This window comes from Opitutales bacterium (assembly GCA_013215165.1).
Taxonomy (GTDB): Bacteria; Verrucomicrobiota; Verrucomicrobiia; order Opitutales; family JABSRG01; genus JABSRG01.
This window is the reverse complement of the sequence record JABSRG010000022.1, coordinates 1-16,838: the sequence shown is the minus strand read 5'-3', so window position 1 is coordinate 16,838 and position 16,838 is coordinate 1. Positions and strand designations below refer to the sequence as shown.

17 protein-coding genes are annotated in these 16,838 nt (G+C 52.8%); 7 read left to right on the top strand and 10 right to left on the bottom strand.

Annotated elements, in window-relative coordinates; translation table 11 throughout:
- The first annotated feature begins 78 nt into the window (after positions 1-78).
- The gene (locus HRU10_06390) at positions 79-912 is read left to right on the top strand and encodes a diaminopimelate epimerase (GenBank protein ID NRA26864.1); all 834 of its coding nucleotides are present in this window, start codon (positions 79-81) and stop codon (positions 910-912) included.
- Between the two features lie 89 nt (positions 913-1,001).
- Here HRU10_06390 and HRU10_06385 read toward each other — a convergent pair whose 3' ends face one another.
- Positions 1,002-1,958, bottom strand: coding sequence for an ATP-grasp domain-containing protein (locus HRU10_06385; protein ID NRA26863.1), 957 nt, complete (start codon positions 1,956-1,958; stop codon positions 1,002-1,004).
- Complete coding sequence (xseA, locus tag HRU10_06380; protein NRA26862.1) at positions 1,955-3,238, bottom strand: exodeoxyribonuclease VII large subunit; 1,284 nt, start codon at positions 3,236-3,238, stop codon at positions 1,955-1,957. Before xseA ends, HRU10_06385 begins: the two co-directional genes overlap by 4 nt.
- 139 nt (positions 3,239-3,377) lie before the next feature.
- Here xseA and HRU10_06375 point away from each other — a divergent pair, with 139 nt between their 5' ends.
- From HRU10_06375 to lpdA, 3 genes are all read left to right on the top strand, one after another.
- Positions 3,378-4,292, top strand: a complete 915-nt coding sequence (locus HRU10_06375) for a LysR family transcriptional regulator (GenBank protein ID NRA26861.1) — start codon at positions 3,378-3,380, stop codon at positions 4,290-4,292.
- A gap of 5 nt (positions 4,293-4,297) precedes the next feature.
- Positions 4,298-4,861, top strand: a complete 564-nt coding sequence (locus HRU10_06370; GenBank protein ID NRA26860.1) for a dihydrofolate reductase family protein — start codon at positions 4,298-4,300, stop codon at positions 4,859-4,861.
- A gap of 86 nt (positions 4,862-4,947) precedes the next feature.
- Entirely contained in the window at positions 4,948-6,345 is a 1,398-nt protein-coding gene (gene lpdA / locus HRU10_06365) for a dihydrolipoyl dehydrogenase (GenBank protein NRA26859.1), read from the top strand.
- A 75-nt stretch (positions 6,346-6,420) separates the two neighbouring features.
- On the opposite strand, the gene ggt is transcribed toward lpdA, so the two are convergent.
- From ggt to HRU10_06345, 4 genes are all read right to left on the bottom strand, one after another.
- Complete coding sequence (gene ggt / locus HRU10_06360) at positions 6,421-8,145, bottom strand: gamma-glutamyltransferase (GenBank protein NRA26858.1); 1,725 nt, start codon at positions 8,143-8,145, stop codon at positions 6,421-6,423.
- Positions 8,146-8,186: 41 nt separating this feature from the next.
- A complete protein-coding gene (locus tag HRU10_06355) occupies positions 8,187-8,861 on the bottom strand; it encodes a hypothetical protein (GenBank protein ID NRA26857.1) in 675 nt (224 codons plus the stop codon).
- Between the two features lie 7 nt (positions 8,862-8,868).
- Positions 8,869-9,480 (bottom strand): sigma-70 family RNA polymerase sigma factor, encoded by a 612-nt coding sequence (locus HRU10_06350; protein NRA26856.1) that lies wholly within the window; start codon positions 9,478-9,480, stop codon positions 8,869-8,871.
- Positions 9,481-9,554: 74 nt separating this feature from the next.
- A complete protein-coding gene (locus tag HRU10_06345) occupies positions 9,555-9,962 on the bottom strand; it encodes an acyl-CoA thioesterase (GenBank protein ID NRA26855.1) in 408 nt (135 codons plus the stop codon).
- A 67-nt stretch (positions 9,963-10,029) separates the two neighbouring features.
- Here HRU10_06345 and HRU10_06340 point away from each other — a divergent pair, with 67 nt between their 5' ends.
- Positions 10,030-10,389, top strand: coding sequence for a hypothetical protein (locus HRU10_06340; GenBank protein NRA26854.1), 360 nt, complete (start codon positions 10,030-10,032; stop codon positions 10,387-10,389).
- A 4-nt stretch (positions 10,390-10,393) separates the two neighbouring features.
- Positions 10,394-10,990, top strand: a complete 597-nt coding sequence (locus tag HRU10_06335) for a hypothetical protein (protein NRA26853.1) — start codon at positions 10,394-10,396, stop codon at positions 10,988-10,990.
- 78 nt (positions 10,991-11,068) lie between these two features.
- Here HRU10_06335 and HRU10_06330 read toward each other — a convergent pair whose 3' ends face one another.
- From HRU10_06330 to HRU10_06320, 3 genes are read right to left on the bottom strand one after another with little or no spacing between them, the layout of a single operon-like run.
- Positions 11,069-12,238, bottom strand: a complete 1,170-nt coding sequence (locus HRU10_06330; protein ID NRA26852.1) for a lipid-A-disaccharide synthase — start codon at positions 12,236-12,238, stop codon at positions 11,069-11,071.
- Between the two features lie 43 nt (positions 12,239-12,281).
- Positions 12,282-12,971, bottom strand: a complete 690-nt coding sequence (locus tag HRU10_06325) for an ABC transporter ATP-binding protein (GenBank protein ID NRA26851.1) — start codon at positions 12,969-12,971, stop codon at positions 12,282-12,284.
- Positions 12,964-14,193 carry an ABC transporter permease gene (locus tag HRU10_06320; GenBank protein ID NRA26850.1) on the bottom strand — a complete coding sequence of 410 codons (1,230 nt, stop codon included), beginning with the start codon at positions 14,191-14,193 and terminating at the stop codon, positions 12,964-12,966. The genes HRU10_06325 and HRU10_06320 overlap by 8 nt, the downstream gene beginning before the upstream one ends.
- Before the next feature lie 157 nt (positions 14,194-14,350).
- Between HRU10_06320 and HRU10_06315 the strand changes: the two genes are divergently transcribed.
- Complete coding sequence (locus tag HRU10_06315) at positions 14,351-14,788, top strand: DoxX family protein (GenBank protein NRA26849.1); 438 nt, start codon at positions 14,351-14,353, stop codon at positions 14,786-14,788.
- A gap of 413 nt (positions 14,789-15,201) precedes the next feature.
- Here HRU10_06315 and HRU10_06310 read toward each other — a convergent pair whose 3' ends face one another.
- A complete protein-coding gene (locus HRU10_06310; protein ID NRA26848.1) occupies positions 15,202-16,680 on the bottom strand; it encodes a DNA polymerase Y family protein in 1,479 nt (492 codons plus the stop codon).
- Between the last annotated feature and the right edge of the window lie 158 nt (positions 16,681-16,838).

The window sequence follows — 16,838 nt, the reverse complement described above, 5'->3', positions numbered from 1 at the left end:
AACTTCATTTCTCAAACCAAACCTGACATTTCAGATTTGAGAAATCCAACAGAGCCTTATCAAAGTAGTCACATGGAAGTGCCATTCACCAAATACCACGCCCTGGGCAATGATTATCTGGTTCTCGATATCGCTGATGCGCCCGAGATCTACAGCGAGGAGCAGATCGAGCGTATCTGCCACCGGAATTTTGGTCTGGGCTCTGATGGCATACTCTACGGCCCACTTTCCACGGAAGAAGCCGACTTTGGTCTACGCATCTATAACCCGGACGGCAGCGAAGCGGAAAAAAGTGGCAATGGTTTGCGTATCTTTTGCCGCTACTTGTTCGATAAAGGCCTGGTAACTGACGCTCCTTTTACAATTTGGACCCTCGGCGGTGTGGTCACCTGCCAGGTTTTGGAACAAGGCCAGAGCATCGATGTGGAGATGGGGTCTGTATCCTTCGACAGTTCCGTGATTCCTGTCGTGGGCCACAGACGAGAGGTCATCAATGAGCCCATTGAACTCAACGGAGAAACCTACACCTATTGCGCGGCGACCATCGGAAATCCACACGCTGTCTTTCCTATGGATGACATTTCCAAGGAACTCGCAGATCGCTTGGGCCCACTCGTAGAAGTCCACCCAAATTTCCCCAACCGCACCAACGTACAATTCCTCAAAGTCCTCGATCGGCATAACATCCAGATCGAAATCTGGGAGCGCGGCGCCGGTTACACCCTGGCTTCGGGTAGCTCCAGCAGCGCTGCAGCCTGTGTGGCTCGTAAACTCGGACTTGTGGATGGGGAACTCACTGTGCACATGCCCGGCGGAAGACTGAAGATCGAGATTGGCGATGATTTTTCCGTCAGGATGACTGGACCCACCACACGCGTCGGTGGGATGCTTTTCGACAGCGAAGCGTTGTAGCCTCAGGGTGGCTTTAGCTACTCGCCTGACCGCGAGAGCGCTTTTCTGTATTCCGATGCGCGATATCTGAAACGCCCATCTCCGTGGCTCTACGAGCCGGTGATGAACGGTTTATTCAGTAATGCTCCTCTCCGGTCTAAGGCCACCCCGGCTTTCCACCTGAAATCTATCTGTTCAACTGCAGTAATATACTGTTTCAGAATCCAATCCACAAAGCGCCCTCCCGCGGCATGGGTCAGCGGATAACCACCGCCAAAACGAGGGTTAATATCTGTTATGAGCGCGATTCCCGAAGTATCGTCGCGAATGACTTGAAAGTTTATAGGGCCGCGGCACCGGCCTGCTGTAGCAATCGCAAAACGCTCCCCCAGCGCTATCAGATCCGCATCATCAACCGTCCTTCCAAAAGTAACCTCTCCTTGCTCTACCGCTAGACGGATGTGGGGTATAATCGCTTGGCAGACACCCCCTGGATCGAAGTATAAATTTATGGTATACTCTGCGCCTTTAACAAAACGTTGAATAATAAAATCTCTCGGTATTTCTTGGCGTTTGATCACCTCCATAACGTCGACGATTTCAATACCCTGAGAGCCTGAGCCGCGATTGGGTTTGATGATCACCTTGCCAACGTTTGATTCCAACTCGTCGGCTCCCAAGATCTCTGGTGTCGGGAGAGTAGATGCATGCAGCCATCGCGCCGCCTCTGATTTACTGGACCAACTATTTAAAATCTCTGGTTTCGACAAAAGACGGGGTATGGATCCCGACCATCCTGACCAGAATGTAAATTCAGACTCACGAACCGGGACGATCCAATCTACCTGATATTTCTCCACAGTTGTCGCAACCCATGATTCAAACTCAACAGCATCAGCACGCGGTGACTTGATGAAACAATGGGTATCTCCTCTGGCTGAACAATGGTCGTCTACATCACTGCCCAAGAGCGAACCACCGAGGCATTCCAGAGACTGCTTCCAGATCCGTGCTAAGGCGACTTTCCGACCTACAGCCGGTATCCAAACAACAGGGCCCCGTTTCACAGATCCATGTAGAGTTGGTCGTCGTCGTTGAGCGGCTGAACAGGGAGCTCACCATCGTGAAACTGAAGCTCCAAGCGCTTCTTCCGTCGGACGTCTCTGCGAGATGGAACAATGTTACCTTGCTGATCCCTGACCAGCGCAAAGCCGCGCTTCAAGGTCTGGTGTGCTGAGCAAGTTTCCAATCTTTGGCCCAATGAAGCAACGCGTTCCTGAAGATGTTTGATCCGCAGGTTCGGGTCATGACGGTTAAAACGAATAAACCACTGATCTAAGTGACGGCCCAGCTCATTGACTCGCATCCTACTCCCGGACTGGATACGGTTTTCGAGATCATCCAAACGCATCCATTCTCGCTCAATCCGATTACGTGGCGATTGCCGTTCAAGCTTCTGTTCGAAGAGATCTAAAGCCTGTCGTCTCACACGCAGCCGATCGACAGTGCGTTCTAAGAAACGTTCACTCAGGTATTCAAAGCGCTCATTCAAGTCGTTGAAAGCCGAGGTTATAAGCTCGGCTGCTCCAGAGGGTGTCTCCGCCCGACGATCTGCTGCGAAATCAGTCAATACGGTGTCAATTTCATGTCCCACCGCCGAGATAGATGGTGTCTCAGATACGGCCAAAGCTCGGACGACGCGTTCTTCGTTGAAGGCCCACAGATCCTCCAAACTACCCCCTCCTCTCGTTACGATAGTTAAGTCGATATCCTCCCGCTCCGAAGCCTGCTCAACTTTCTGCGCAATCTCCTCGACAGCCTCTTGCCCCTGCACGCGACATGGGAAAACAACCACATCTCCACGCCAACTCCGTCGCCTTAGGATACCTAAAAAATCGCGTAAAGCGGCACCGGAGGGTGAGGTCACTACTGCGATGCGCTTGGGAAATGCCGGTATTACCCGCTTTCTCTCAGAATCGAATAACCCTTCGCTGTGCAACTGCTTCTTCAAAGCCTCAAAACGGCGTTGAAGAGCCCCTACCCCATCCTCTTCTACCTCATTGACCACAATGCTGTATTCACCACGAGGCTCATAGACAGACAGACGTCCACGCACGACAATTTGCTTTCCGTGCTGCACCAGGTGAACATTGCCAGGAGCCGCATTACGAAAAAGCGCAGCCTTAATCTGGCTGTCCTCATCTTTCAGTGAAAAATAAGTGTGCCCACTGGCTTGGCTCCTGACGTTACTCACTTCACCTCGCACGTAGACCTCAGGGAAACTACTCTCTATCAACAGCTTAATGTGTTGATTCAGTTCTTTTACTGAGATGACGGGAAGTTCCATGTGTAGCGATTAAGGAAAGCATGCGGAAGTATAGCAGCGCGTCGAGTCAGGTATCTAAGTAGATAAACTTAAATAAATCGGCCATTAAATTTGCTTAATTGCCTTGAGATACACCCATTAGCGATAATTATTAGCCGCCATGCACATCGAGAACCTAAAGATCTTCTCTGATCTGGTCGAGAGCGAGAGTTTCTCTCGCGCTGCAAAGCTCAACGGCATCACACAGTCCGCGGTCAGCCAGCAGCTCCGAGCTATGGAAAAGCACTTCAACGTGCTCATTGTTGATCGAAGTCAAAAACAATTCCGACTCACCCGCGAGGGAAACAAAATTTACGATTCAGCGAAAGACATTCTCCACCAATACGATCAGCTCAACTCAGAGCTTCAGGAGATGAAAAAGGTCATTAGTGGAACCATTCAACTCTCCACAATTTACAGTATCGGCCTGCATGAACTCCCGCCCTACATCAAGAAATTCATGCAGGAGTTTCCCTCTGTGAATGTGCGTGTTGAATACCGCCGAGCAAACTTGGTTTACGAGGATGTACTTCAAAACAGTGTCGACTTAGGCTTGGTCGCTTATCCCAACAAAATGCGTCAGTTGGAGATATTACCCTTTGCTGAAGATGAGCTCGTAATGATCGCAGCACCCAGCAACCCTATCTCGCAGAATGTGACCATCAACATCCAGCAGATGAATGGTCAGAAAATCATCGGGTTCGAACAAGACATCCCCACCCGCCGCGCGACCGATCAGATTTTCAAAGAGGCCGATATACAGCTCGAGCCATCCATGGAGTTCGATAATATAGAAACAGTGAAACGAGCGGTCGAAATCGACGCGGGAGTCGCAATCGTCCCCAGTGCAACCGTAAACCAAGAAGTATCGCAAGGTCTCTTGAAAAAAGTGCGCATCCGCAACATCTCCGCTATGCGCCCCTTGGCCATCGTGCACCGCAAGGGACGTGTCCTCACACCTGCGATGAAAAAATTTATATCGCTTCTCACTGGAAAACCCTATGAGAAAGTCAAACCGCTTGAAGAGGAAGAGTAGCCGCCATGACAGCTCCCGATCCCATACGACTGCGGGTCGTCGCGATCGCAGCCACCTCGCTTGACGGTAAAATCACACGTCATAACGACCCTGGCACGGCCTTTACATCTAAGGCAGACAAAGCCTATTTCCAGACAGCTCTCACCGAATTTGACTGCAGTATTATGGGCCGCAAAACCTTCGCGGCGTCTCAAAAATTCATCTTATCGCATCTGACTGAAAAACGCCTACGTGTCGTAATGACGCGCGACCCGGAGGCTTTTGCTGAGTTTGAGCAGCCTGGGATCCTGGAATTCACAGACGCGTCCCCAAATCAGCTTCTGGAAAGCCTGGGCCAGCGTGGCTATTCCAATTGCGCCCATCTCGGTGGCAGTGATGCTTACACAAAATTTCAGGCAGCAAACCTTATCGATGAATGGTGGCTCACCATTGAGCCTCGGCTATTTGCTACCGGCCGGCCCATCATCAATCAACAGATGGATGTTTCTATGCGTCTGATCTCAGCAGAGACTTTGTGCGCAGGTGATACCTTGCTCGCAAAATACGCGGTTGAAGATGTGAAGCATTGAACTTCACAGCGGTAGAGATTGACCGGTGGGTAAATCCAGTCTGAATCTCTTATGCTTATTTCAGCGCACCCAAAAAATTGACTATCATGGCTAATCAAAATTCATACGACCTTGCTGTAATCGGTGGTGGACCGGCAGGCTACGCAGCGGCAATCCGCGCAGGCCAGCTCGGCAAAAAAGTAGCGTGCATCGAGATGGAGCGCGCTGGTGGCACATGTCTCAACTGGGGATGTATCCCGTCGAAAGCCTTATTGAAGAGCGCAGAGCTCTATCAATCCATGCTGCACGCTGAGGACTTGGGTCTGAGTGCCGGAGAGATTGGCTATGATTTTGACAAAATTATCCAACGCTCGCGCGGCGTGGCCGACACGATGGCCAAGGGAATCGAATTTCTATTCAAAAAGAACAAGGTCGATTATATCCGAGGGAAAGCGAAGATCGAGGTGCCTGGCATGATTGAAATCACCGATGGGGAGGCCAAGGGACAGTTCATCAATGCTTCAAAAATCCTCATTGCTACCGGTGCAAAACCCCGTCTCCTACCTGGCCTAGAAGCCGACAACGAAGCTATTTTCACTTCGCGAGAAGCTCTGGTGATGAAGAAGCAGCCCAAATCGATTGTGATTATGGGGGCCGGAGCTATCGGTTGCGAATTTGCTTATTTCCTCAATAGCTTTGGCACTCAGGTAACACTCGTCGAGATGCTCGACCAAGTCCTCCCTGTCGAAGACGCCGACTGCGCCGATGTCGTGTCTAAAACCTTTAAGAAATCGGGCATCGACGTGCGCACGGGCACCAAAGCCGAGAATATCACCAAAACCAAGTCCGGCGTAAAACTCGACCTGGTAAAAGGTGATAAATCCGAAACCGTCGAAGCTGAGGCACTTCTTGTCTCGATTGGAGTGGTGGCTAATACGAAGGGCCTCCTTTCGAATAAGGTGAAATTGAAAGAATTCAAAGGCTATCTCACAGTCGACGATACCTACGAAACAAGCACCAAAGGTATCTACGCTGCTGGCGATATCATTGGACCACCCTGGCTGGCCCACATTGCAACCTATGAAGCCATTCAAGCCGTTAATGGTATGTTTGGTGCAGGCAAGCCGCACAAGTATGACGCTTTCCCCGGTTGCACCTATTGCCAGCCGCAAGTTGCTTCTATAGGCAAAACCGAAAAGCAGTGTAAAGAAGAGGGCCTGGACGTTAAGATTGGAAAATTCCCCTTCATGGCATCCGGTAAAGCGGTCGCGTCGAACCATCCAGAAGGTTTTGTAAAAGTGATCACCGACAAGAAATACGGCGAAGTAATCGGCGCACACATCGTCGGCTCAGATGCCACCGAGCTCATCGCCGAGTATGCCCTTGCTATGAATCTCGAGGCCACCACCGACGAAATCCATCACACCATCCACGCTCACCCCACCCTGAGCGAGGCCCTTATGGAAGCAGCTGCAGCTGTTACCGGAGAAGCGATTCATATTTAGGGCATCCTGTCATCCACATCGCAAGGCACACTTTTTCGTGAGCCATTTGCTTCGTAGAGGCCATGATTGTCTTATCTAAAAGCCCTTGGCTGAACCTGCCAAGGCGCGTGGGTCGGCGGCTCCGTAGAGATACTCTCCTTTTTTAACGATCGCGTTCACATTCCCGACGCGCGTGCGCTGTCTGAGCGTATAACCCATCGACTCAAGGATACGGATGGAGTCGAGATTCAGCCCCTCCTCAAAGTAAATGGCATCTGGCAACCACTGGTTGTGAAAACGAGCCTCTGAGACTGCCTCGGCAATGTTCATCTCATGATCGATTACATTCAGAATAGCTTGAAGCGTAGCGGTAATAATTCGACTGCCACCTGGACTCCCAGCCACCATGAAAATGTCTCCATTTTCGTCTAAGATAAGGGTCGGAGACATCGAGGACAGCATGCGCTTTTCCGCCTCAATAGCGTTAGCTTCACCTCCCACTAGACCATACGCGTTTGGCACGCCTGGTTTTGCAGAGAAATCATCCATCTCATTGTTTAGGAAAAAGCCCAGACCGGGCACTAGATATTTATTTCCAAAGGAGAAATTAACCGTCGTGGTGCAGGAGACTGCATTGCCATCCCCGTCAACGATACTGAAATGAGTGGTTTGATCGCCCTCTTGGGGTGCTTCCCCAGGACTGACCTCAAGGGCCTGCACAGCTGCGAAACGATTCAGCTTATCGCGAATCTCATGCCCGTATTCTTTGGATGTGAGCCATTCGAGAGGTACCGGGTAGAAATCGCTATCGCCGAGGTGTTTGGAGCGGTCGGCATAAGCGTGCTGCATCGCACCGGACAAAAGATGGATGTATGCACTCGAGTTATGGCCCAGTGCTTTCAAGTCATACGGTTCCAAGACATTGAGCATCTGGACAATGTGCACGCCGCCTGAGCTCGGGGGCGGCATCGAAGCAATCGTGTAACCCTGATAATTCCCCATGGCCGGCTCGCGAAAAATAGCCTCATAGGCAGCGAGGTCTTCCATGGTCCAAATCCCATCGTTGGCTTCCATATCCGCCACAAGGGCCGCGGCGATTTCGCCTTCGTAAAACACTTCCGGACCCCCTTCTGCGATTTTTTCTAGGGTATCCGCCAGTAACGGTAGTTTGAGGATTTCCCCAAAAACATAGGGCGTGTTATCGGATTTGAAGAATACGTCCTTCGCTTCACCGTTGGCAAGGAGCCGCGCTTTGCCCGAATCTAGGCTAAAAGCAAGGTCACGGCTGACAGGAAAGCCCTCACGCGCCACGCGAATAGCGGGAGCCAACGCTTCTGCCCACGACAGGGTGCCATAGGTTTCCAGAGCTTTGGCCATCCCCGCGACGCTACCAGGGATCCCTGCTGCAACATGGCTGTAACGTGATTTCTCAGAGTCAGCGTTGCCTTCCTCGTCTAAAAACAAATCTCGGTGTGCCGCTTGAGGCGCCTTCTCTCGGTAATCAAGCGCCACCGTCTCATCCTCCTCATCATGATGGATGATCATGAAGCCCCCACCTCCAATATTGCCAGCTTGAGGCGTGGTCACAGCCAAGACGAAATGGGTCACCACTGCGGCATCAATCGCATTGCCACCCGCTTGCAACACCTTCAAGCCCTCCTCAGTTGCAACCGTTTCCCGCGAGACCACCATGCCTGATGCGCCGATTTCAGGGTGAAAGCGATCGGCAGAGCTGATGATCGGCGGAATGGGTGCATCGGCATGTAAAAAGGTAGCCGATGCAATAGCGATAGACAGGAATAGTGTAGTCTTTTTGAGCATTCCAAATCCAAGCACAGGACATGCCCGGGGGGCCACAAAAACTACTCCGTCAGGCTGACTGGTGTGGGCGCGAAGGCAGCACCTGCTGCGACACCCGTCGGGAGCTCTCGTAGCGGCGCTTCCCATGAGACGATTTCCGGCACTTCCCCAAGGCTCCCTGACAAAAATTGAATTTCTTGAAAGAACGATGCCGTCTGCTCCTGGACGATCAAACGCGCGGTAGCGGCTTCAGCCGTAGGGGAAAGCAGGACGGCTGGATCAGAAAAGCGCACATCACTCGCCGAAAGGTTTGTCACCTGTAGAGCGACCGACAAGGGGATCGAAGGATTTTCCTGCTTCACTTCATGAATTGAAGTGAGTGGCGCGGGTTCAAAAACGGTCTCAGGGATAGAGCGATCTACGCCGAATTGCCAAAAGGCCAAGCTGAGGACCATTACCATGCTGGCCGCCAAGGCCGCCAAACCCGGGATACCCAAACTTACACCCACAGACTGGGTAGACGCCCCAATTTCCAGAAAGGCACTTAAACGGCGCCGAAATGCATCAGCCGCACTCGGATTGTCCGCCTGAAGCGCCGCAAAATGGAGACGACAGGCTGATCCAAACTCCTTCTGAAAATTAGAGTCCCGAGCTATACGTATCCTCAGCCGCTTTGCTTCTTCTGCACTGCACTCATCATCTAGGAAAAGATGGATACGATCTCGATCACTCGGCATGGACAGATTAAGCAGTTTTTTCGAATTCAGCTCCGAGCAGCTGCTTCAAGCTTTCGCGAGCACGAGCGATGCGGCTCTTCACCGTACCCACACTGAGATTGAGGTGTTGGGCGATCTCTTCGTAGGCCATACCCTTCACATTGCGCAAAGTTAGAATCTCGCGGTGCTTCGGACTAAGATCATCCATGCGCAAAGAGATCTGCGCAACCAACTCATTGCGCGAAGCCTCGTCTTCAGGGCTTTCCTGCTCGCTCGGTAAAATATCTTCTACTGTAGCAGTTGAGTCTTCAGCGAGTGGCTGACCCAGATAGATCGACTTGTCACGTTTGCGACGCCACCAATACCAATAGCGGTTATGGGCCAGGTTCGTTGCGATTTGAAAGAGCCAAGTCGAAAACGAGGCCTCACCACGAAATTTTTCGAGACCGCGGTGCGCGCGCATGAAGGCATCTTGAGTGACCTCTTCCGCATCTTCGCGGTTTTTCAAGAGTCCAAAAACACGAGCAAAAATACGCTCGCGGTAGCGGAGAACAATCTCCTCGAAGGCGGCCTCGTCCCCACCTTTAAAGCGGGTTATCAAAAGCTCGTCTGCTGCAGCTTGGGTTGATTTCGAAGACATAAGTTTTTGGTTTTTCGTAAGAACGCATGAGAAGCGAATTTGTTCCCATTTTTCACGCAAAGCGTCAGAAACTGTCATTCTTGTCCCAAGGCCTGTTTAAAAATCTCTAAAATATGCTTGGGAGGCCGCATCATTTTTCCATCAGGACTCATAAAAACATGGGTTGTACTTCCCGTCGTCAGCAGGACGTCATCACGCTCCACTCGATAACAGATCTCAAGCTTCAGCTTCGGTATCTTCTCCACAGTTGCTGTCACCGTGAGACGATCATCAAACATGGCAGGCCGGTGGTAATCTAGCTCACAATGAATAACAGGAAGCATGCTCCCCTCAGCTTCCATCCGTGCATAGGGAAAGCCCAGTTCGTCGAGCATATGTACGCGTGCCTGTTCAAACCAAGGAAGGTAATTAGCATGATATACGACCCGCATTTGGTCGGTCTCGGCGTAACGCACGCGTACTTCAATCTGTGTCTCGAGCATAGTTCCATTTGGATAGTTGCAGAAAGTTCGACTCCGAGCCAAGTTCTACCGTTTCGCATTCCGAAAAATGAGTGACCCCTTTCAAGATAGTACTGAGCCAGCCGCGACTCACCCAGGATCAACGCCTTCGTTATCACTGCGTATTGTAGCGTGGTTTGTGTTCCTCATCTACGCCTGGCTGATTCTAGCGACCATCGGCACGATTGCTGGGACCACAATCATTGGAGGGCTCCGCATTTTGATGCACCTAGGTGAGCCCGACACCTGGCTACATCACTTAGGTCGCGGCGCATATTTTGGATTCCAATATCTTGGTAAAGTCTGGGGACCTGGCGGCGCGATTGTGTGGTGTTTTGTCAAAGCCCATCGCTTGCGGAAAGACGGAAAGACGATAACGCAGGCCCTCTTCTGGCCCTTAGGAGGTTAAACGTATGGTGATTCAAGGAAAAGAGCGTTTCATTGTTTTTGGCGTCGGCGTGTTGTTGGGGATTATCCTCATCGGCTTTATCCAAAAACGTAGAGTTGAAGCAGATCCCAGCGGTGATAGCATGATGAAAAAAGTCTTCCGTGACACCATCACCTCCACGGGCATTGAACCCCTACCCGCGGATACTCATGTTGCCCTGAGAAACAGTCGCCTCTATAGTTTTGATCGCCTCGCGTCGCCGCGCCGCGAAGAGATCCGAAAGATCTGGATGCTAGAAATGCTCGATGGGCCCTGGCCTTGGGTGCGCGTCGAAGCGCTTTCACCACCCGATGCCGCCCCCGGCACCAGCATCGGTGACACGCTCGTCTCCGCAGCGGATCGCATTCTCGTGGAACTCACCGAAGGATCCAATCGGGAACAATTGACCGAACTCGCACAGCAGCGCGGCTACATGGTAGGAAAATTCTATGCAGGCGAAAATGCCCACGTCGTACACCTAGAGGACCGCTCTCCCATGGCAATCCCTGTGGCCCTAGCATATTTTAAAAAACAAGGCGACCTGGTAGCTCGGGTCGACTATCATGCGGCGACTTATTTTTAGGCAACAGCACTCAATCTATACCACTTAAAGGGTTCGCGACCTTTTGCGTAATCCGGCTTGAAACATTCGGGCCGTATGTCAGCCCTGCGAATCCATTTTTTCCAACAACCAGCGATCCACCGTGTGATCCACTTCTGGGCTCAAAATCTGATTCAATGCCTCTACAGCATGTTCAGCATCTTTGCGTCGCGCTGGATTCTCTACCGCATCAACGAGCTCCTCAAGCAAAGCAGCCTCGTCGATATCCTGAATGAACTCCGGATGAAAAGCCCGTTCGAGCAAAAGGTTTTCTATACCGATGTAAGGCACTTTAAGCACGGTTTTGCCAAACCAATAACTAATGCGATTCAGCCTATAAACAATCGCTCCTGGCAGACCCGCCAAAGCGCAGATAAGCGATATGGTCCCAGAACTCGTTAGGACCGCTCGACCTGTCGCCTGATCCTCGTTCGAGATGAGATCGACGCGGCCACGGATTTCAGTGAAGTCCGCCAAGATCGCTTCCAATAAGTCTTTTACCTCATTGCTCGGATAGACCACCGCTGCCCGAATCTCCGTGTCCCGTTCGGCATACAGGCGAAAAACCCGGAGCAAAACCGGAAAAATCCGGAGAACCGGACCCAAACGGCTGCCAGGCAATAGCAGGATCGGTCCCTTCGCATCGAAACATACCGGAGACTTAAACTGCGGATCCACAAAGGGGTGACCCACAAAAGACACGTCCAACGCCGTGTCTTTATAGCAATCGACCTCAAAGGGAAACAGGGTGCCCAAAGCGTCCACCCAACGAGCAATTTTGAAGCGGCGTTTCGCCTTCCAGGCCCAAATCTGAGGGCTGATGTAATAAAAGACCCCGATGCTACCTCCACCCTTTCTACTCAGCCCACGTGCATAAAGCTGCTGCGCGATACGCAGATTAAAACCTGGGTAATCGACAAACAAAATGTGCTTAGGCCGATGCTGCCCAATCCAGTCCAACAGCCCATTAAAGAGACTCTTAAAAAAAGGATAATTTCTGAGCACCTCGACGATCCCGATGACAGAATGTAGGGTCAGATCAAACAGCTCTGTTGCTCCCGCTGCCTTCAGGTGACGTCCCCCAATCGCTGCAACGTGTAGCTCAGGACGCACGGCCAAGATCGATTCCACCATCCGTGCAGCATGCTCATCTCCAGAGTGTTCCCCAGCTACGATCAAAAGATCTACGGGGCGTTCAGGAGCGGGAAGTGCGATTGCGCGTTTGGCCATGAGTCAAAGTATTAGAAAGGGCTTCGCTAGATGACGACGCATTTTAGAGGATTGCGCCCTCCTTCAAAGTGAGCTGCCTATCCGTCAAATCTGCGTAAACGGGATTGTGGGTAACGAGCAAGCAGGCAGTGTTTTCTTGCTGGCAGACCTCAAGAAGCAGATGGATCACCTCGCGTCCGGTTTTCTCATCGAGATTGCCCGTCGGTTCGTCAGCGATAACCAAGCCAGGCCGGTTCAAAAGTGCCCGTGCGATTGCCACCCGCTGCCGCTCTCCTCCAGAAAGCTGATGCGCAAGGCCCCGCGCACGGTGACCTACACCCAGACGCTCGAGCAGTGCATGCGCGCGATCCTGAGTCTCTTCTCCGCGTTTCCCCAGTAACCGGCCAGCTAACAGGACATTCTCCACCGCATTGAGCTCGGGCACTAAATAATAGGCTTGGAAGACAAAACCCAGATCAGTCGCGCGCAGAGGCGCCAAGGTCCGGGCATCGAGCCGACGTGCACCGATAGCTCGACCCCGCCAAAAGACCTCGCCCGCATCTACCGTTTCGAGCCCAGCCAAAATATTCAAAAGCGTCGTCTTTCCCGATCCAGACTCCCCGCAAATACTCACCAGCTCCCCTGCTGACACAGAGAGCTCCACCCCGCGCAAGACTTCGAGGCGATCATCACCGCTCACAAAGCTCTTCTGCACGCCCTCAGCCGACAACACGTGCTCCCCCTGCTTACTCATAGCGCAAGGCCTCCGCAGGTTTCAGCCGAGCCGCCCGCAGGGCCGGAAATAACCCGGCGCACGTCGACATGAATAGGGCAAATACCGCAATCGCTAGCAAGCTGCCCGTATCATAATGCGCCGGAAGGTCAGCGAATTGATATGCGTTTACAAAAGCCGCTTCCGATTGGGTAACGAAGACCAGGAAATTCTTGATTTCATTGCGATAAATCAGAAAAAACCAGCCCCCCAGAAAACCCACTACTGTCCCCACGACACCCATCAACATACTCTGAAAAATGTATCCTAGGGCCACATCACGAGGCCGAGCCCCCATGGCTACCATCAGACCGATCTCACGCGTCTTGCGCATCACGGACATCATCAGAGTCACCACGATAGAAAAACAAGCCACCAGCAAAATGAAGAGCATAACGAAAAACATCACGCCCTTCTCTAAGCTCAGGATAAAGAGAAAATCCCGATTAGACTCTAGCCAAGTATAAGCACGAAAACCATTAGATGTGAGCGCATTGAGCGCATCTTGAACGCCGCTCAAGGAAGCCCCCTCATTGATTTTAACCGCCAAACCGTGCACCCCCTCTTCCAGGCCATAGAGCTCTTGCATTAAACGCAATGAGACTACAACTGTGCTCGAATCGATCTGGTTCCAACCCGTCTGAAACACACCGGCTACCTCTAGATCACGGGGCAGGAGGATCTCATTATTACGCATCCGCTCCAGCATCAACGGCGTATACACCGACACCGTATCACCCACAACGACTCCCAAAGAAACCGCAGCGCCTGTGCTTAGGAAAATCGTATCATCCGTCAGAGCATCTTTCTCACCCGAAAGTAAAAATTCGTCGATCGGCACCACATGGGGATCCTCCCATGTATCAAACCCGCGGATCGTCGGAAACAGTGGGCGATTGCGATATTGTACCATCACCATGCCCTGAGCATATGGGGCGACACCAGCGACGCCTTCGACCTCCCGCGCGGCATCCATCAAGTCATAGTAATCATACAAAATGCGCGCACCCTCGATCCGCAAGTCTCCTCCAGACTCACGGATACCCTTGCGGATCTCCTCGCCGAAACCATTCATTACCGTCTGCACCACCATCAAGACCCCAACTCCGAGCGCGATCCCCAAGATCGACATCAGCGCAAAAAACGACACCCATTTCCCAGTCGGAAACAGCTGCTTGAGCGCGATGTAGAGAAACCAAGGCATGTGAAAAGCCGAAGAGCATCCATACAATCTAGCCCCTGCCAAGCACAAGCTGCTCCCCGGCTGAACTGCCCTGAGACACCGGCAGCGGCACCCTTCTCCGCATTTTTTAAAGACCATGGATTGACTCCCGCACCATCCTTGGCTGATTCGGCGGGCTATGAGTCGTGTAAAATCTATTCTCTTCGGCGGTCAAACCGGCCTCCCTCTCCTCACAGACCTCTCACTCACCGTATTCAGAGTCTTCGTTGGACTTACTATGGCTTTAGCACATGGATGGGGAAAAACCCCGCCCAGTGAAGGCTTCATCAACCGCACTGGGGAAATGGGCTTCCCCTTTCCGACCTTATTCGCATGGAGCGCTAGCCTGTCAGAACTCGTGGGTGGCGCCCTCCTCGCTATCGGGCTCCTCAGCCGCCCCTCAGCATTTTTCCTTACCATCACCCTCGGTGTCGCCGCTTTCATCGCACACGGAGACGACATCTTCGGCGGCAACTTCAAAGGCGGCGAAAAGGCCCTCCTGTTCTTCATGGCCAACCTTATGTATACCTGCGTCGGCAGCGGCCGCTTCAGTATCGACGCTCTTATCAGAAAGTAGAGTGATAGCGACAGCCGTTGCTGTAATCGAGGGGGGACATTTTCGACAACGACAACGATCGCGATCACAGATCAGGACTTCACACCAAAACCAGCTCCTGGGAACGCCGAGCTCCAGCTCGGCATCGATCGCCCCAAACAATCCGATTCTGGATTTCCCTCAGTTACCCTCAAATACAAGTATGAGAAACAGTGCAGCCTTCCCGATAGAACCCCCGGCTTCCCAGTTCCAGAAATTAGCGTCTATTCGCGTTTATTCGCGGATCAAAACGAACCCCTCAGATTAGACCGAACCACAGATCGACAACGATTAAACTGACAACCGGAGATCAGGACTTCACAGACAACCGGGAATCAGGGCTTTACAGAGATTTTTCTACAAATGTCCAAATGATGCGCCCAAAGTCGGGAGTCCTACCCATATACTCCCTCCAATGACCAGCCCGCGACGCGACGCGCCAGACGATACAGCCCTGCGCCTTGAATGTGCACATCCCACTCTTCATGCTCCCATTGTAGGCGTCGCTCCCACCAGGCGCTAGACAAACGCCATGGTCCGCGTGATTCAATGACCGTGCCACTCACCCATCCTGAACGCACGGCTACAGGATAGCCCCCACGCGTCCGCACCTGTGCGACGACTCCCGGCCGCATTCGCTGAAGTGGCAGACCCATACGGCGCTGTTCGACATCAGTAAACGCGTCTGGCTCCAACGCCGGTACTTGCACAGCCAGGGGCACCAACGACCAAGCATCGGGTTGATGCGAATCGATCAGACGCGGACTCCCCACACGATCAGTTCCAAGGAGTCCAGACAGACGGTCCACCGTCTCGGCAAAACGCCAGGGGTTCTGCACCGTCGCTTCAAACAAAGCGCGCTGGCGCGCCTGCGGATCAATCGGCTCCAAATGGAGCGCCACCCGATTGACGGCATACTTCGTTTCAGCGGCCTCCAGCCCAGTCTCCAAGACACCGAGCAACAAGTCGGCACGGCAACTCGGCTCCGGAAGACGAAAACTGCGCTCCCATACCGTGTCCCCTTCGGTTTCCAGCACGACATGCATCGATGCTGCTACCTGGTGCGCTAAAGCCAGCTGAGCACACAGTGTGTCCAAGAATCGTTTCAGGATAAATAACAAGGGTTCCACCGTATCTACCCCATACTCCAACTCGATCCGCTCTGCGTACACTGGCGCAGCCTTGAGGACCTGGAGCAAACGGCTCTGCCGCCCTTGCACACGCTCCCAGAGTTTCCGCCCCGCATCTCCCAGGCGATCCGTTACCGCCTCCACTGGCAAAGCGGCAAACTGACCCAAGGACCGCAACCCCCACCGCTGCAGCGCACTCAGCAACACCTCATCATCAACCGCCAGCGCTAGCGGCACCTTCGCTAAGAACCGATCCCGCTCATCCACAACATACACCGGCTGACTTGCGTCAGCGCAACGCGCAGCAAGATCCGCCAAAGCTACATCCTCCGCTAAACCCACCCGAGCCACCAAACCGACCTCACGCACTGCCTCCGCAACATCCCGACCTAAGGCTTCAGCATCTAAATCCATCACACCCGACACGTCCAATGTCCACACACCGGGAGCCGTCGCCTCGCACAGCGGACTCACGCCCTGCATCACACACATCAGTGCCCGCTGAGCGGTGGCCTCTGCCTCTACCGAACGCGCCCGTATCCGTATCTCCGGACAACGGGCGACCGCCTGTGTCGCGACCATCCCCAAACGTACCCCCGACCGCTCTGCGCCAGTATTCAAGGCCGTCACCACCGACATCTGCCGCTGCCCAGCGCCCTCCTCCACCAGGCACGCCGCCCCTCCCTCACCGGCCTCCAACCGAAGCACCGCCTGCAATCCAAAAGCCCGTATCCGCACCACCATAAACATGTGAACATTTTTTCACTTATCCAAGCTCTTATAGTACAGGTGTAAACTAAAAAATCTGTGCTTATCGGTGAGGGGGTGTACCCGATCTACTGAAAACTGATTTTGAGCTCAGATTATAAGCGTAGAGTGATGGCGACAGCCATTGCTTGTCT

What these genes read in the sequence shown, in the direction of transcription:
- HRU10_06345 (NRA26855.1), bottom strand. Translation starts at nt 9,962, where the DNA reads ATGCTCGAGACACAGATTGAAGTACGCGTGCGTTACGCCGAGACCGAC.
- HRU10_06370 (NRA26860.1), top strand. Translation starts at nt 4,298, where the DNA reads ATGACAGCTCCCGATCCCATACGACTGCGGGTCGTCGCGATCGCAGCC.
- HRU10_06350 (NRA26856.1), bottom strand. Translation starts at nt 9,480, where the DNA reads ATGTCTTCGAAATCAACCCAAGCTGCAGCAGACGAGCTTTTGATAACC.
- HRU10_06355 (NRA26857.1), bottom strand. Translation starts at nt 8,861, where the DNA reads ATGCCGAGTGATCGAGATCGTATCCATCTTTTCCTAGATGATGAGTGC.
- HRU10_06335 (NRA26853.1), top strand. Translation starts at nt 10,394, where the DNA reads ATGGTGATTCAAGGAAAAGAGCGTTTCATTGTTTTTGGCGTCGGCGTG.
- xseA (NRA26862.1), bottom strand. Translation starts at nt 3,238, where the DNA reads ATGGAACTTCCCGTCATCTCAGTAAAAGAACTGAATCAACACATTAAG.
- HRU10_06315 (NRA26849.1), top strand. Translation starts at nt 14,351, where the DNA reads ATGAGTCGTGTAAAATCTATTCTCTTCGGCGGTCAAACCGGCCTCCCT.
- HRU10_06320 (NRA26850.1), bottom strand. Translation starts at nt 14,193, where the DNA reads ATGCCTTGGTTTCTCTACATCGCGCTCAAGCAGCTGTTTCCGACTGGG.
- HRU10_06375 (NRA26861.1), top strand. Translation starts at nt 3,378, where the DNA reads ATGCACATCGAGAACCTAAAGATCTTCTCTGATCTGGTCGAGAGCGAG.
- lpdA (NRA26859.1), top strand. Translation starts at nt 4,948, where the DNA reads ATGGCTAATCAAAATTCATACGACCTTGCTGTAATCGGTGGTGGACCG.
- HRU10_06340 (NRA26854.1), top strand. Translation starts at nt 10,030, where the DNA reads ATGAGTGACCCCTTTCAAGATAGTACTGAGCCAGCCGCGACTCACCCA.
- HRU10_06330 (NRA26852.1), bottom strand. Translation starts at nt 12,238, where the DNA reads ATGGCCAAACGCGCAATCGCACTTCCCGCTCCTGAACGCCCCGTAGAT.
- HRU10_06310 (NRA26848.1), bottom strand. Translation starts at nt 16,680, where the DNA reads ATGGTGGTGCGGATACGGGCTTTTGGATTGCAGGCGGTGCTTCGGTTG.
- HRU10_06325 (NRA26851.1), bottom strand. Translation starts at nt 12,971, where the DNA reads ATGAGTAAGCAGGGGGAGCACGTGTTGTCGGCTGAGGGCGTGCAGAAG.
- ggt (NRA26858.1), bottom strand. Translation starts at nt 8,145, where the DNA reads ATGCTCAAAAAGACTACACTATTCCTGTCTATCGCTATTGCATCGGCT.